We start from the raw sequence: 16,290 nt of genomic DNA on the forward strand, positions 1-16,290 counted from the left end.
TGCGTACCTCTGCGCTTCCCTCTGCGTTCCTCTGCGTTTAAAAAAATCCTCAATTTTAATATGAATATTTACCCCATAAACTCAATACAAAATCCCCTATTTCAAAAAATGGAACAAGTCCGCCGCCGCCAAGGTAAAGTGCGAGACACTCATATAACTCTCGCACATGGTAGCGGTGGTAAAGCCATGCGTGATTTAATAGATGATATCTTTGTCAGCAATTTTGATAACCCAATTCTCTCACAATTAGAAGACCAAGCTAGCTTCAACTTAGCGCCTCTTCTACAACAAGGAGACAGACTCGCATTTACTACAGATTCTTATGTTGTAGACCCGTTATTTTTTCCCGGTAGTGATATAGGAGAACTAGCTATCAACGGTACAGTTAATGATTTAGCTGTTAGCGGTGCTAAACCTTTATATTTAACTTGTAGCGTAATTTTAGAAGAAGGATTGCCTGTAGAAACTTTGCGGCGTGTTGCAGCCAGTATGAAAGCAGCCGCAAAAAAAGCTGGTGTTCAAATTGTCACTGGTGACACAAAAGTTGTACATCGCGGTGCTGCCGATAAACTCTTTATTAATACTGCTGGTATTGGTATCATTCCACGAGGAGTTAGTATTTCCGCCCACAATATTCAACCTGGAGATGCAGTAATAATTAATGGTGAAATAGGTAATCATGGGGCAGCAATTTTAATTGCCCGTGGGGAATTAGCTTTAGAGACTAATATTGAAAGTGACTGTCAGCCGTTACATAATTTAGTAGAAACTATTCTCCATGTATGTCCCCAAGTTCATGCTATGCGAGATGCTACACGCGGTGGTTTAGCCACAGTCTTAAATGAATTTGCCCTCAGTTCTAATGTGGGAATTCGTCTTTATGAAGAATCTATTCCAGTGCGTGAAGAAGTCAACGGAGTTTGTGAAATTCTCGGTTTAGACCCATTGTATTTAGCTAATGAAGGTAAGTTAGTGGTGGTGGTTCCAAAAGAGAATGCTGACAATATTTTATCCGCCATGAAATCTCACCCAGCAGGTAAAGATGCTTGTATTATTGGCGAAGTTATTCCTTCACCTCCAGGTATAGTTTTGTTAAAAACAGTTTTTGGTGCTGAAAGGATTATTGATATGCTGGTAGGCGACCAATTACCACGAATTTGTTAATAGATTTTATAGTATGCACGAATTCGGAATCACTCAAAATATTGTGGCAATTGTGACTGAACACGCCAGAGGTGCAAAAGTGCAGCGAGTTTTATTAGAAATAGGTAAACTTTCAGCCATTATGCCCGACGCTATCCGATTTTGTTTTGATATTTGCACTCAAGGTACAGTTTTAGAAGGGGCGATATTAGAAATTTTAGAAATCCCCGGTTTAGCAAAATGTCGGCAATGTGGTGCAGAAAATGTTCTAGATAAACCATTTGGTATCTGTAGCTGCGGTAGCGTGCAATTAGATTTAATTACTGGTGAAGAATTGAAAATTAAAGAAATAGAAATAGAGGAATTATGTGTGTAACCTGCGGTTGTTCTGATGATGGCGAAACTAAAATTACCAATATGGAAACAGGTGAAGCAGAACATAACCATCATCATACTCACACTTTACCAGATGGTACTATCGTCACTCATTCTCACAGTCCCGTAGAAGCGTCTCAAATTCATAGCGAAATACACAACACAACAATATCCTTAGAACAGGATATTTTGGCAAAGAATAATTTAATAGCTGCCCAAAATCGGGGATGGTTTAAAGGTCGAAATATTCTCGCCCTAAATTTAATGAGTTCTCCCGGTGCTGGGAAAACAACTCTTTTAACGCGAACCATTAATGATTTAAAGCATCAATTATCTATCAGTGTCATTGAAGGCGATCAAGAAACTGCTAATGATGCCAAAAAAATTAAAGAAACAGGTTGTAAAGTCATCCAAATCAACACCGGAACAGGCTGTCATTTAGATGCATCAATGATAGATAGGGGTTTACAACAACTGAATCCGCCACTAAACTCAGTTGTGATGATTGAAAATGTGGGAAACTTGGTTTGTCCAGCCTTATTTGATTTGGGAGAAAATGCAAAAGTCGTGATTCTCTCCGTCACTGAAGGAGAAGATAAGCCGATAAAATACCCGCATATATTCCGTGCTAGTAACATAATGATTCTCACGAAAATTGATTTACTACCTTATGTAGATTCTGATGTGCAAAAGTGCATAGAATATGCTAAACAAGTAAATCCCCAAATTCAGATTTTTCAGGTTTCTGCAACGACTGGTGCTGGGTTAGAGAATTGGTATGCATGGCTAACTCTATCGTCATAGCAAAAACTTTGCGCCCCTCTGTGCTTTCCTTTGCGTTCCTCTGGGTTTAAAGTAAAACCTTTTTTATCCAGCCCAAAATACCTCTTTGAAATAAAAATATAGATGATATTGTAACTCTTCTAAAATTGCAACACCCTGCACTTTATGAGTACAGGGTGGAAGACAGCGATAAGGATGAATAAGCTATATTTTTTGTGATTCCCAATTCATGCCTATTTACCTCAAAGCCAATCTCGATAAGCTGATATTTCATTTACGCTGATTTCAAACGGCATGCCCTTGCCAAATGGCGGATAAACGCGAATTTTCCCATTCTTAGCAAACCGCTCTAACCTATTACCCAACTGGGGAATATTGCTGACAATATGCCAGTAAGATAATATGTCAGGGCAGTCAATAATTAATGTTAGAATGGTAGCATTTGTTGTGAGATACCACTGACAATTAGATAACAGTACTCGCGTAATGCGATCGCACGCTAGATAAAAGCATCTCCCAGTAGACTGTTCTAGCTCCATTTGCAGCATTCCATCCTGTTTCGTTACCTCAGTGGGAGGTAAATCATCGGGAGGAAGCAGGTATAGTTTAGAAGACATAATTTCGCACCTCTTGGTTGTAGCGCGTCAAACTCTCCAGGTTTTTTTGCATATCCGCAGACGAGGGTTTGAGTGCTAGCGTACCTAAATTTAATTCGTCCTGAAATTTCTTGATTTTGTCTCGACAAGTCTCCACATCACCGATAATTGAGTTTTCAATCAAATAATCTTCGTCGAAACAAATGTTTGTGCGATCAAATGGTTTTTGGTTGGGATTCGCACTATTCTGTAATACTTCAGCCGAATTAGCTTTCATTTTCTGGCTAAATTGGCGAACGAAAGGTAACGCTTCACTCACTGCCTCATCAAATGTTTTGCCAACAAAAAAGAAGCGTGCTAGCACAAAGTTTTCCGCACCACTAGAATTTAAGGCTCGATATTTGGCAACAGTATCCTTCAATCTCTCTAGAGAAAATGGCGGCCCACCCATCAAGCTGAAGGAATGTTTAGCGGCAAACTCGATACCGTCATCACCGCCAGTGGCAACATACACTGGTATTTTACTCTGCAATGGTTTTGGGTAAATTGTCAGGCGATCGCATTGAAAATATTGCCCATTAAATGATACATCAGTTTCATATAAAAGCTTTTGAATCAATGCGATCGCTTCTAGCATCTTGGGACGGGATTCACTCGGTAGTGTCGCAAAATGCTTGTTTTGTTGAGGAAAGGGACCGCCTTTAGCAACCCCAAATAATAATCGTCCATTGCACAGGTTATCCAAAGTGGCAATATCTTCCGCTACCCTAATCGGGTTATGGAATGGCAGTAACACCGCCGCAGTCCCTAATTGGATAGTTGAAGTCAATCCCGCCAAGTGTGCCATTAACACCAACATGGACGGGCTGAGATTGGATTCACTAAAATGGTGTTCACTCACCCAGGCTTCTTCAAAACCTAAGCTTTCAGCCTGTTTTACCAGTGCGGTTTGCTCAAAGATGGCACGACGAGCATCTTGGTGAAAATTATCGTAATTGCAGAAAATTCCAGTTTTCATTAGTTGCGTTGATACTTTGTACTCACCATAGGTGCTGGTTATTCTAGTGGTCGATAGGTTTGTAGTAAGCACTTTACTGCTTAAATATTTGAGGAATAAAGTCCTCTCTACAAAAGTATTTACCCCTCTCAATTAATGCGATTAATCACTAAGTTGCAACCCACTGCAACTCCAACCATAGGCGTGGGTTGTTCTCTTTGACCTTCGACATCGGATCGCGCAACAATCGCTTGGCATTCATGCAGACAACTTGGATTAGACCCATATTGTTTGCTACTTCTCTGAGTATTTCTTTTTGAGCTTGCACACAGGAAATCATTTCGTCAGAGCAATAAATTCCTATATATTGCAAACGTCTGGCAGGTCGTCCCCAAAAACAGGTGATGACTTTCACATAACACCCATCCAGCAATTCCCCAACTTGCGGGTAGTAATGGTTGACGACTCTTGTGAATTCTTTGGCTAAGATATCTTCAGCAATCATTGGAACTGATATTTCTGTAGCGTCCATCACGCTATTTAATATAACATAATTTTGTCAGTTAAATATGACAAAATAACCTAATAGACTTAAATAAAATATTAAAATTAGACAAAAAAAGAGGCGTACCTTATTTGGTATCACCTCAGATTTGCGTAAAGCATTTCATACAGTCCGCGAAGGCGCACTTTGTTTGTGTAGCCGCGATTTCTAATCGCTAGGTATATTTGTAAAGGTGAGATGCTCCCAAATACTATGGTGTTGAATTCTAACTTTTGGATTTTTAATTATTATTATCGAGCATTGCGTTCACAAACTAAGACCTCTGCTATGATATCCGGCACATTTATAACGTCCGTAAATCGTTCAGAACCGCCGATAGGTGAAATAAATGTATAGTTTGGGTCACACACTCCATTGTCATATACTTGAATAAACCACCTATCGGGAAATCCTTCTACACCTAATTCCACAGTGTACCAACTCTCGCCAATCAGACGAGAGTTAAAGATTGTGAACCACTCTCTGTCCTCTTCTGAAATATTCCAATCTGCCATCAGCAGTTCTAAAGCAATTTGTCCCGCATCCGTTGATGTCAACAGCATTTTTACTCCTTATTTGCAACTTCAGGATTTGCAACTTCAGTATTGGGAACTTCCGGGTATAAACCCAATTCTTTAGCTAATTCACGCGCCACAAAAAATAAAAATTGGGCACCATCTTGATTACCTTCATGGGCAAACATAGTTGCTACTTGTAACATTGTTTGTACTAGACCAGAATCAATCAATTCTGGCTTAGATTCCAAAATTTCTGGTTCTTGACCATTAGGGCATTTAAGTAACTCATCAATCAGATTAAAATACAGCTGTTCGCGTTGTTCTGTCATGGTAAATTTGGTGATTTGAGTGAGTAAATTGTGAGTTGATTACTGTTCGATACTTTGCTGCCACAGTCTTTCCAACATTTCAACTTGTTCTCTTAAAACAGCCGCACGATGAACAAGATATCTGTCATAAAAGAGAATCCCTAAGCCAACACAAATAGGGGTTAACAAGAAGAACCATTGCAGGATAGTGGCAAATTTATATTGTTCAGCAACAGTCAGCATTTGATGAACCACATTACGGTCAGAGGATTGGATGCTAGTCTGAGAGGAATGTGTACCCTCTGTCTGGGGAGCAAAGGCGGGAGTATCTGTACTAGTCTTGTTGACTTCGCAGGCTAAATTCTGGGATTTTACTAACTCCAGATGTCGCTCCCAAACTATGCCAAATACTACTAGTCCTGGAGAAAGCACTGCTAAGGTAACTACACAAACTGTGAGAACATTTAAAAGTTTGGTTTTCATCTTGGCTCTCCCTTGCTAGGTAGTATGCACCCAGAAAGAAAATATCTTTTGCTGTTTATCTAAAGTAGGTATATCTTGGGAGCATCTCAATGAGTGTAAAAAGCCTTGTAAAACCTCACCCCAACCCTCTCCTTGGTAAGGAGAGGGAGCAAGAATTTTGTTTCTCATCTGGTATATTTGCAAAACTGAGATGCTCCCTATATATTTCTACCTCTCAAACAGTTTTGATATTAAAATATGTGTAATCGGTAATTTTCACAATCGTTAGTTGTCAGTTATTTTTCTAATTACCACTGACCAATGATGGCTAAAAAGTTACCAAACTTTTCACAAAATATCGGATTAATCAGTCAGAAATAACGCACTCACATTCCCCGAATGTGGTTCCATCCTACTCTCAAAAGAGAGATTAAGAAGTCCCCCCTAGTTCACTAAGCTTTCGCTCAGGAATGTTGGGGGGTAGAGGGGAATCTCTGCGTAAATCCTATACGATTTATATCAGCCGCTCTCCACAAAACAGTTTACCCCAGCCCAGTTAAGATTATTAAATTCATTAGAATAGTACTCAAAGCCTGTAATTCCTACCTGATAAGTCTTACAAAAATTAATTGGGGTATGGGTGCTAGTGTTTTTGGGATAGGGTTCTAGTATTTCCGAGGTGGGGTTCTGGTATTTTTGCACTCAACCTCAAAGCAATGTAGGCAATGGTTAAGGGACTGTTTTTGATGCAGTTTTGGGCGGACAAAACCTGCACTCAAAAGACAATATCAATGTCTCCTGATCAAGATAGACTAATAAATTAGGAAAAACAATTAAATATTTTGAAAGTAAATTATATTTCCATAACAAATAGAAAATAATGGTAAAAATTATTCATATATACAGAATTAAAGGCGAGTATCTCAATGAGTCTAAAAAGCCAAAACCTCACCCCAACCCTCTCCTTACCAAGGAGAGGGAGCAAGAATCTTGTTTTTCACCTGGTATATTTGGAAAACTGAGAAGCTCCCGAATTAAAGTAACCGAATCTCAGCCCAAGAGATAATAGTCAGCAATTGCAAATGGTAAAATACAAGTATGGTGAGCTAGACCTCTATTGAAGTGATAATCAATGGGAACATCTGATAAAAGTTCTTCCTAAACTTTCATATTTTGTGGTTTAGTTAGAATACATAGTATATGCACTCATTGCCACTAAACTAAAAATTCAATACACAAAAGCTTATTGTTATAAGTAAATACTTTGTACTAAGATTTGGGATTTTAGGAGTTAAATAATGCGGATTGCTCAAGACATAACAGAACTTATCGGACGAACTCCTTTAGTTCAACTGAACAAGATTCCCCAAGCTGAGGGAGTAGTAGCAAGGATAGTTGTCAAATTAGAAGGCATGAACCCGGCGGCTTCGGTGAAAGACCGCATTGGGTTAAGTATGGTACTCTCAGCAGAAGCAGCTGGCTCAATTTCCCCTGGAAAAACCATTTTAGTTGAGCCTACTTCAGGTAATACAGGTATTGCTCTAGCGATGGTAGCAGCTGCGCGTGGCTACCGTTTGATTTTGACAATGCCAGAGACAATGAGCCAAGAACGACGGGCTATGCTTAAAGCTTATGGTGCAGCTTTGGAGTTGACACCAGGGGTTGAGGGAATGCGGGGAGCAATTCGCAAAGCCGAAGAAATTGTGGCTAATACTCCTAATGCTTTTATGCTGCAACAGTTCCGCAACCCTGCGAATCCCAAAGTTCACCAAGAAACCACCGCAGAAGAGATTTGGGCAGATACAGACGGGGAAGTAGATATCGTCATTGCTGGGGTAGGTACTGGTGGGACGATTACTGGGATTGCAGAGGTACTCAAACAGCGCAAGCCGACTTTTAAAGCGATCGCAGTTGAACCCAGCAACAGCCCAGTCCTCTCTGGTGGTGAAGCCGGTCCACATAAAATTCAAGGTATTGGCGCCGGATTTATCCCAGATGTTCTCCGCCTAGAATTGGTTGATGAAGTAATTAGAGTCAGCGATGAACAAGCGATCGCCTATGGACGCCGTTTAGCAAAAGAAGAAGGCTTATTGTCTGGGATATCCTCTGGTGCAGCTTTGTGCGCCGCAATTCAAGTAGGTAAACGTCCAGAAAATGCCGGACGTTTAATCGTGATGATTCAGCCTTCCTTTGGCGAACGTTACCTCAGCACACCCATGTTTCAAGACTTGGACAAGTTACCGTAAAATCAATACTTTCAGCCTCAGCACTGACTAAGGTAAACTGATTTATTGGTTTAGCAGTCCGATAGCCATCTCAAGGTGCATCTTAGCCTTGTGCAAGTTCAGCAGGTTTTCCTGATCGTATCGGTCAGGATAGTTCATCACTTTACCTTCCATCGTCAGCTTAATCAGCGCGGCTTGCTCATCTGTGGGTGAGTTCATCTCATCTACCACCCCTTCAAGGAATTGAATAACGCTAAAACCTGGGGACTTTAACCCTCTTCCCTGCCTTAATTGAGCGATCGCTATTTGTGGGAATGCCATCAAAGAAACAATCCAACTAATCTTGTATCCCCCATTCCCAGTAGGCTTTAGTCCGTAACGCCTACACAAGTCTTTCAACTCACCAATGGTTTTGATTTCGAGTTCTGACCGTGTGAACATAAAATAGAATTACCTCTTGATAAAAGTGGTATCGGTGGTGAACTTGTTTTGCTGACTGTGAACACCACCGATTAAACATTCTCCACTGATATACATGTGGAAAATGACTTTATTCATATTTCTACACAATGTCTAAAAATAAAGGTAATCCAGATAATTTAAAGCCATTCACCACGGACAGAGAGCAACCACTAACTGAATATCTACATTTGCGTGTCACCAAGGAAATGAAGGAGGAGGTAAGGGCTAAGGACGACCCTCCAGAATTTTGCCGTGAAGCAATTCAAGAGAAGCTAGATAGAGAGAAGTAGTTCTTCAGATGCACCTCTAATCGCAGCGTCATGGCGGATAAGAGTATCGTCTAAGTCGAAAAGGACGGTTTTCATTGCAAAGCTAACTATGTCAGGACTTACGCAAAATCATGAAAAAACGAACCGCAAAGGAGAGGCAGCGCGTTGCGGGGGTTCCCCCGCCACTTGCTTTATGCCGGGGAACCCGTCCACCGCAGTGGCTCCCCGTTGTAGCGACTGCCGTCGCAAAGGACGCAAAGGAATAAAAGTTTCAGAGAGTTATTGCGTAAGTTCTATATGTATCAATACAGTTCAGTTAAGCATTTCTTCCTTCTCTTCCTTCTCTTCTTTGCGTCCTTTGCGCCTTTGCGGTTCGTTAAAAAAATGACTTTTACAAAGAGTTTTAGCCTTAACTGAACCGTATTGCTATATGTATTACAGCAGAAATCATGTATTTTAACCACATCTGTCGTAGGGGCGCAGCATTGCTCATGCGTGTCAACAAAGTTAAGCGATCGCAGCCGTATTTCACCTTCTAGACGCCAACAGCAACGTTGTCACGGACTTCCTGGCGAACTGGAATGCGGATTTGAAACTCGACTCCCTCGCCGGGTTCTGAGGTGCAAGAGAGTGAACCACCATGTTTTTCGGTGACAATTTGGTAGCTAATCGATAAGCCCATACCTGTGCCTTTGCCCACAGGTTTTGTGGTGAAGAAAGGATCGAACAGGCGTCCCCGAACGGACTCTGGTATACTTAGACCATTGTCTGCAATCCGAATTTCGATTTGATCGGCATCAATTTGTTCAGTGTAAATACTAATAGTTGGAGTTATTATTTGTTCTTGATTGTTCATTAATGACTCCTCCAAAGCATCGATCGCATTACTCAACACATTCATAAACACTTGATTCATCTGCCCTGCATAGCATTCCACTTCGGGCAAATCGCCGTAGTATTTAACAAGCTCAATACCGACACGATCTGACTTTGGTTTGAGGCGATGTTGCAGAATCATGATTGTACTGTCAATGCCGTCATGAATATTAACGGTTTTCATCTCGGCTTCGTCCATGCGTGAGAAGTTTCGCAGGGAAGCGACAATTTGGCGAATCCGATCTGCCCCAACCCGCATGGAGGAAAGTAGCTTGGGTAAGTCTTCTAGCAAGAATTCCAAATCAATTGCCAGAGCTTCTTGCTGAATCTCTGGATGAGGCGATGGGTAATGTTTCTGGTAAAGTTCCAGCAGTCCCAACACATCTTGAGTGTAGGTGTTGGCATGGGTCAGATTGCCAAAGATAAAATTGACCGGATTGTTGATTTCGTGGGCAACACCTGCTACCAGTTGCCCTAAACTTGACATTTTCTCGGTCTGCACAAGTTGAGCCTGGGTTTGTTGGAGTTTGTGCAGCGATTGTGCAAGCTGTTCAGCTTTTTCTCGCTCTCGTGTTTCGGATGCTTGGAAAGCTTCGTTTTTAGCTTCGAGTTCTTGTGATTTGGCTTCCAGTTGTTGCGAGTAGGTTTGCAGATTGCTGTAGAGACGGGCGTTGTCGATCGCAATCGAAATTTGTGCGATCAATAAACTCAGCACTTTCACCCGTTCTGGAGTAAAAGCACCAGAAATCAGATTATTTTCCAGGTAAATAATCCCAGTAAACTTACCAGAGTGAATCAAAGGTAGACACAAAATCGATTTAGATTGGTGAGTGGTGATATAAGCATCAGCCGCAAAGCGGGAGTCTTTAACACCATTATCTAAAACCAGATTGCTTCTGGTTCTTTCGACATAATTGAATAAGGCAACCGGGAGTAAGGGTGAATTAGTTTTGTCCTTTGCGTTAACAACAACGCTAATCTCCTTACCTACAAGCATTCCCGTCGCTTCTAGCAGCCATTGATTCTCGTGTTTGGTAATAAAGTAACCTTGTTGAGCGCCAGCATTTTCGATGACAATCTTCATCATTTTTTGAAGCAGGTGAGTTAGCACCATTTCTTCTGATAGTACCTGTGCAGCTTTCATCACTGTCATGAAGTCAAGAATATGAGCGCCTCCAGTAGTTGTAGAGCTTGTTTGAATAGTTTGCAGGTAATTCGTTTCTGGCTTTTCTGTGTTTGATTGCACAATCAATTGCGGATAACGTACTTCTAAATCTTTAACTTTAGCAACAGCCCCCCAACGACTATAGGCGTAGTAGGCATTTGTCATGTAGGTTTTAGCAATCGTTTCTTTACCCCATGACAAATAGAATTTAGCAGCGAGTTCATGAGCGATCGCTTCTTCGTTGATGTATTCGTTTTCTTTAGCCAGAGCGATGGCGCGATCGTACATCTCCATCGCTGCGAGTTTTTCGCCGAAAACACGATGCCTTTCTGCCTCTACTAAATAGAACTTGTGTAAATAATTCATTGGGGCATGATGCGCCCATTTCTGCATTTTTTCTTGATTAGCTTGGACGCGATCGCTAATTTCCTGTTGCTCTAACTCTGAGCGATCGCCATACACCGCTAGCCGTATTAAAGAATCGTAAAAATGGAATAGAGGAATCAGGGGTAATCCTACCACTGCGTCCAAATATTTCTCTGCGATCGCAATATTCTCAATCGCTTCTGAGTAATTGTCAAACCAGTAATTAAGTAAAAGTTTGTTCCAATATATGTAGTAAAGTCCCGTTTTGTCGTTCGCTTGCAGGAGCAATGGCAACCCGATCTGCTCATCGTAGGCTTCACCCTTTACAACGCAGGGATTTTCACTCTTTCCGAGCATATTTAAGATAGCTTGCCAATACATTTCTATATAACTAACCGCTATTTCTTGCTTCATTTTATTAGCAACATCTCTGTAGCCTGCTATCTCTCTTTCAAGGACAGTCAGTTCTTTGCCGCTAAAGTAGGCGAAATAGGAGTAAAGCATTAAACCAAAGGCAGCCCATTGTAAATCTCCCGTCTCCATGCCGATAGAGTAAGCTGACACTAAAGGTTCTAAGGTTTCTCTAAGATGCTCTTTCCCATGTCGGGTAAATATATTTACTGTGACGACTGTCTTGGCTTTGATTTCTTGAGCATTTAACTTTGACAATAAATTTAAAGCTAATTGACCGAACTGATGACCTGAATCAATATCTCCCACAATGCCACAAAGCAGAAGACCATAATTTGCATAAGCAGAGGGAGACACGGAAGCATTGCCATATTGGACGGATAAATCTACTTGTTTGCACAACGTCAACAGCAACAGTTGTGGGGCTGCAATATATGCAGGAGCAAAGAGACTTGATAAAATTCTGATGGCTGCTAGTTTATAGCGATCGCTCATTTGAGGCAGATCAATTAAATCCTCAATTCCCAAACCATTCAAAATGGCCGCAGTTTCTTCTAGTGCTTGCCCAATATCTGATGAGTTTGGCTCTGGGGGAAACTCTACTCCCAATAGCTTTAAAACTTCTAGCCCCGTGTTAACCCCTTCTAGCAGCCTGTTCTGCCCGACGTAAGCTTGCATCTGGACTTCATACACTTTAATTTTGTCCAGCAGCGTTTTGGCGCAGTTTTGGACGATCTCAACGAATTTCTGCATTCCTTCAAAATCACCGCTCAAAAAAGCTGCCTCTGCTGCTTCTGAGTGCAGTACTAATGTCAGTTCATATTGATTGTCCCAACTATCAGATGCCAACAGTCCTAAACCAACTTGCAAATATTTGATAGCGGAATCGTGCGCTGTGGCTGCTTTAGCTCTCTGACCAGCGATGAAATTGAGTTCTGCAAGTTGATATTTTTCTGTTTCAGATATCAGTAAATCAGTCCCGTAATTGAGTTGATTAACTAAAGCAAATACATTTTCTTGGCGTTCTTCTGGTGTAGTATTTTGCAGCAGTAATTGACCAATTTTCAGATGCGTTGCTTTCTTCTGGTCATCGGGAATCAGAGAATAAGCTGCTTGCTGTACTCGGTCATGTAAAAACTTATAATCAACCTTGATATCTGTCAAGACAATTCCGCCAGATTCCTCCTGATTAAACACTAAGGGAATCTTGTAATCCTGATTTAACGGCAAAATCAACCCAGCTTGCAGCGCTGACCATAATTGCGCCGCAGTTGTGAGAGAAGATGCTTCATTAACGATCGCCAATACATCTAAGTTAAACGTATTACCAATACAAGCAGCCAGTTTCAGGACTTTTTGCGTTTCTAATGAGAGTTTACGAATATTTCTCGCTGTCAGTTCAACCACATTCAGGTCGCTAATCCCGATCGCTTGAATATGTTGGATATTCCATTGCCACACCCCAGACTCGAAGTTATATGTTAACAAGTCTTCTTGATGCAGGGTTTTCAGCAGTTGCGTTAAGAAGAAGGGATTGCCGCCGGTTTTGTGTAATAGTAATTCTGCTAGTGGTTGACTTTGTTCTACGTGATTCAACGTATCGCCAATTAACGCTTCCACATCCGTTAACTGCAATGGTGCCAAAACGATGTTATCCACCACCGCACCAGATGCTTGAATCTTGGACAAACTCATCATCAGTGGATGGGTCGGCGAGACTTCATTATCACGATATGCCCCGATTAAAAATAAATATTTGCCATCGCTATTTGTCATCAATAGCTCAATTAAGTTCAGCGATGCCGAATCTGCCCACTGTAAGTCATCAAGAAACACAACTAAGGGATGGTCTTGATTCGTGAATACCCCAATGAATTGCCCAAAGACGCGATTGAAGCGATTTTGAGATTCTGTTGCTCCCAATTGGGTTACAGGTGGCTGAACACCAATAATTAGCTCGACTTCAGGAATCACATCGATAATAACTTGCCCGTTTTCTCCCAACGCGGTTAATAGTTTCTCTTTCCACCCTTGGATTTGGGCAACGCTTTCGGTAAGTAATTGCTGAATCAAAGATTGGAACGCCTGAATCAACGACGCATAGGGAATATTGCGCTTGAACTGGTCAAACTTGCCTGCAATGAAATAACCCCTTGCTCCCACAATCGGTTTATGAACTTCATTAACAACACTCGTTTTACCAATCCCTGAATAACCGGAAACGAGCATGAGTTCGCTGCTACCAGTTGCCACACGCTCAAATGCAGCCATCAATGTTGCTACTTCTGCTTCGCGTCCGTACAGCTTTTGCGGAATTAAAAAATGCCCTGATTTGTCCTGTCTTCCTGGCACAAAGTTTTTAATCTTGCCAGTCACTTGAAAGTGAAACAAGCATTCCTCTAAATCCGCTTTCAGTCCCCAAGCGCTTTGATACCGATCCTCTGCTGTTTTCGCTAATAACTTCAAAATAATTGCACTAATCGCCTCTGGCACATCTTCCAGAACGCGACACACAGTTTCTTGACAGGGTGCGGCTGGCATTTTGGCAATGTGACAGTGGATCAACTCCATCGGATCAGCAGCATCAAACGGCAAAGTACCCGTCAGCATTTCATATAAGGTGACACCCAACGAATAAAAGTCGGTGCGGTAGTCGCACACGCGGTTCATTCGGCCTGTTTGCTCAGGCGACATATAGGCAAGAGTACCTTCAAGCAAATTAGGATTGCTCAAAGTGGGATTTTCTTGATCAAGGCGCGAGGAGATACTGAAGTCAATCAGTTTGACTTCAAAAGATTCGGGATTAATTAAAATATTGTGCGGCTTAATATCTTTATGTATAATTTTTTGGGCGTGCAGTTCTCCTAAAATATGTGCCAGATTAATCCCCACCTTCAGGAAAGTAATCAAGGTGGTTGTTTGATTTGCAATCAGTTCTTTGAGCAAGCAACCCGGAATATCTTCCAAAACCAAAGCCAGACCATGCTGATAATTCTTTAACTCGTAGGCTTTAACAATGCCAGGAATTCGCAGTGGCTCAATGATTTGATATTCGTGGCGTAGTCGAGCAATGTCTTCTAGGGGTGGATGTTCGCACAGGAGAGTTTTGACAATGACAGAGGCGTTATCGGTTTCTCGCCGTCCACGATAAATGACGGTTTTGCTACCAGAGTGAAGGGTTTCGACGAGTTGATAACCGGCTAAAGTGGCTGTCATTGTTTTTTATTGCTATGTAAGCATTCTTAATATGCCCATGCAAGTTTAGATGTCTAATATATAACACAAAAGTATACATATTTTTACGAATACTAATTCCCTCCGAGGTTTTATTTTGATACATAAATTAGCCAATGTTGTGGGGCGGGCAAGATGCCCACCCCACAAGAAGTAGTTGAGTATTTTTTTATTTGTCAGTCGCTAAGTCGTGTACTAATGGTTACATTGACCTTGCTTTTGGTGTTGTTGAGAACCGTCACCGTGATTAGAGCCACGTTGCTGATTGTGGTGTTTATGACCGTGACTGTGGGAGCAGTTTTGTAAATCTTGCTTCATCAGATTTTCGCTGATTTCTCGCAAGGACTCATCTACAGGCTTTAAACCAATCCAAGCATCAATCTTTTCTACATCGAATCCTACCTCGCGGCGGTCGCCTATTTCTAACAAAGGACGGCGAATTAACAGAGGCTCTCTCAACATCAGCCCCAAAGCGGTTTCTGCATCAATTTTTTCAGGAACCACCTCACCAGATTTTACCTTTGGAGAGGAACGATTAAACCATTCGGCTACGGGGCGATCGCCAAAAAATGAACGCAACCGCTCAACTGTCCAAGGTTCTGTTAGCAGGTTGTATGCTATCACCTCATGACCAGCAGCTGTGAGCAAAACTTTTTGCTTAGTACCACCTTGACAGCCTGGTTTGCTATAGAAAATTACTCTTGCCATTTAACTATCTCCTAATTACTCAATTGTTTGTAGTTGCGCTTTAGCATTAAAGCGCCAACTACGAGCCGATGGGGAGCATCTCAGTGAAAGCAAATATACCAGATGAGAAACAAGACTCTTGCTCCCTCTCCTTGATAAGGAGAGGGTTGGGGTGAGGTTTTACAAGGTTTTTTACACTCATTGAGATGCTCCCAGCCGATGAAATTAATCCTGACGATTCCTAATTAAAAATTCCTAGCCTGATGAGTAACTGAGTCAAACTCAAATCTCTCATTTGGATCAGTTTCGCCGTAGATATTAAAAGTCACAGTTGGTTCATCACCCACTGCTTCTACACAGTGAATTGCATCGGGAGTAAAGCTAATAATGTCTCCTGGAAATAGAGCTACCTCTCCCGTTGCTTCAATTTTGTCCTGAAAATCTGGGTTATTAGTGCGTCGCCAAAAAGTATTTTTTTCCTGACCTTTTAACACCGCCACTATTCCCCACGTTCCATGATTATGAATGTTTGATCGGGTTCCTGGTGCAAATGTTACTGTTTGCACAGTCAACGGAAAACCCAATTCATCATATAGGAGTAAAACAGAGGTTCCCGTTTTGGGTGAAGGCTCTAAATATTGACTTCGCACCCAGTAGGAATTTACTATCAAGCGCCTTACGAGCATCCGAATTTCTGGCAGACGACTGGCTTCATCGTCAACACCATTGAGAACATCTTCCACCTCAGTTAAAAACCGATAAAGACGATAATTCTCTCTCAACAAATCCCATGCTCTCACAGATTTACAGGCTTGATACTGACCATCCCCTGTTAGCAGCCAATCTCTACCTTTCATAACTTTTAAATT

At 41.6% G+C, this 16,290-nt stretch carries 15 protein-coding genes; 5 read left to right on the top strand and 10 right to left on the bottom strand.

Annotated features, from left to right (window positions below; all coding sequences use genetic code 11):
* Positions 1-60 precede the first annotated feature (60 nt).
* The 3 genes from hypE to hypB are packed head-to-tail and all read left to right on the top strand — an operon-like array spanning position 61 to position 2,322.
* Positions 61-1,164: a hydrogenase expression/formation protein HypE gene (gene hypE, locus V7K27_RS02600; RefSeq protein WP_334944011.1), complete on the top strand. Its 1,104-nt coding sequence runs from the start codon at positions 61-63 to the stop codon at positions 1,162-1,164.
* 13 nt (positions 1,165-1,177) lie between these two features.
* Positions 1,178-1,519 carry a hydrogenase maturation nickel metallochaperone HypA/HybF gene (locus tag V7K27_RS02605; protein ID WP_334944014.1) on the top strand — a complete coding sequence of 114 codons (342 nt, stop codon included), beginning with the start codon at positions 1,178-1,180 and terminating at the stop codon, positions 1,517-1,519.
* On the top strand, positions 1,510-2,322 hold the full coding sequence (gene hypB, locus V7K27_RS02610) for a hydrogenase nickel incorporation protein HypB (protein ID WP_334944016.1): 813 nt from the start codon (positions 1,510-1,512) through the stop codon (positions 2,320-2,322). The genes V7K27_RS02605 and hypB overlap by 10 nt, the downstream gene beginning before the upstream one ends.
* 221 nt (positions 2,323-2,543) lie before the next feature.
* Here hypB and V7K27_RS02615 read toward each other — a convergent pair whose 3' ends face one another.
* The 6 genes from V7K27_RS02615 to V7K27_RS02640 form a co-directional block, all read right to left on the bottom strand.
* Positions 2,544-2,918, bottom strand: a complete 375-nt coding sequence (locus V7K27_RS02615) for a hypothetical protein (RefSeq protein WP_334944018.1) — start codon at positions 2,916-2,918, stop codon at positions 2,544-2,546.
* Entirely contained in the window at positions 2,908-3,915 is a 1,008-nt protein-coding gene (locus V7K27_RS02620; RefSeq protein WP_334944020.1) for an LLM class flavin-dependent oxidoreductase, read from the bottom strand. Before V7K27_RS02620 ends, V7K27_RS02615 begins: the two co-directional genes overlap by 11 nt.
* Before the next feature lie 148 nt (positions 3,916-4,063).
* Positions 4,064-4,426 carry a hypothetical protein gene (locus tag V7K27_RS02625; RefSeq protein ID WP_292774660.1) on the bottom strand — a complete coding sequence of 121 codons (363 nt, stop codon included), beginning with the start codon at positions 4,424-4,426 and terminating at the stop codon, positions 4,064-4,066.
* A 263-nt stretch (positions 4,427-4,689) separates the two neighbouring features.
* Positions 4,690-5,001, bottom strand: coding sequence for a hypothetical protein (locus V7K27_RS02630; RefSeq protein WP_334944022.1), 312 nt, complete (start codon positions 4,999-5,001; stop codon positions 4,690-4,692).
* Between the two features lie 2 nt (positions 5,002-5,003).
* Positions 5,004-5,285 carry a hypothetical protein gene (locus V7K27_RS02635; RefSeq protein ID WP_292753941.1) on the bottom strand — a complete coding sequence of 94 codons (282 nt, stop codon included), beginning with the start codon at positions 5,283-5,285 and terminating at the stop codon, positions 5,004-5,006.
* Positions 5,286-5,324: 39 nt separating this feature from the next.
* A complete protein-coding gene (locus tag V7K27_RS02640) occupies positions 5,325-5,747 on the bottom strand; it encodes a hypothetical protein (RefSeq protein WP_334944026.1) in 423 nt (140 codons plus the stop codon).
* A gap of 1,277 nt (positions 5,748-7,024) precedes the next feature.
* Here V7K27_RS02640 and cysK point away from each other — a divergent pair.
* A complete protein-coding gene (gene cysK, locus V7K27_RS02645) occupies positions 7,025-7,972 on the top strand; it encodes a cysteine synthase A (protein ID WP_334944028.1) in 948 nt (315 codons plus the stop codon).
* Between the two features lie 42 nt (positions 7,973-8,014).
* Here cysK and V7K27_RS02650 read toward each other — a convergent pair whose 3' ends face one another.
* Positions 8,015-8,392 (bottom strand): hypothetical protein, encoded by a 378-nt coding sequence (locus tag V7K27_RS02650; RefSeq protein WP_334944029.1) that lies wholly within the window; start codon positions 8,390-8,392, stop codon positions 8,015-8,017.
* Positions 8,393-8,520: 128 nt separating this feature from the next.
* On the opposite strand from V7K27_RS02650, the gene V7K27_RS02655 reads away from it, so the two are divergent.
* Positions 8,521-8,703, top strand: a complete 183-nt coding sequence (locus V7K27_RS02655) for a hypothetical protein (protein WP_334944031.1) — start codon at positions 8,521-8,523, stop codon at positions 8,701-8,703.
* 514 nt (positions 8,704-9,217) lie between these two features.
* Here V7K27_RS02655 and V7K27_RS02660 read toward each other — a convergent pair.
* From V7K27_RS02660 to V7K27_RS02670, 3 genes are all read right to left on the bottom strand, one after another.
* Positions 9,218-14,716: a trifunctional serine/threonine-protein kinase/ATP-binding protein/sensor histidine kinase gene (locus V7K27_RS02660; RefSeq protein WP_334944033.1), complete on the bottom strand. Its 5,499-nt coding sequence runs from the start codon at positions 14,714-14,716 to the stop codon at positions 9,218-9,220.
* Between the two features lie 213 nt (positions 14,717-14,929).
* Positions 14,930-15,442, bottom strand: a complete 513-nt coding sequence (locus tag V7K27_RS02665; protein WP_334944035.1) for an ArsC/Spx/MgsR family protein — start codon at positions 15,440-15,442, stop codon at positions 14,930-14,932.
* A gap of 224 nt (positions 15,443-15,666) precedes the next feature.
* Positions 15,667-16,278 (bottom strand): cupin, encoded by a 612-nt coding sequence (locus V7K27_RS02670; protein WP_334944037.1) that lies wholly within the window; start codon positions 16,276-16,278, stop codon positions 15,667-15,669.
* Positions 16,279-16,290: the final 12 nt, after the last annotated feature.

It is taken from the genome of Nostoc sp., assembly GCF_036919575.1.
Lineage (GTDB): Bacteria > Cyanobacteriota > Cyanobacteriia > Cyanobacteriales > Nostocaceae > Nostoc.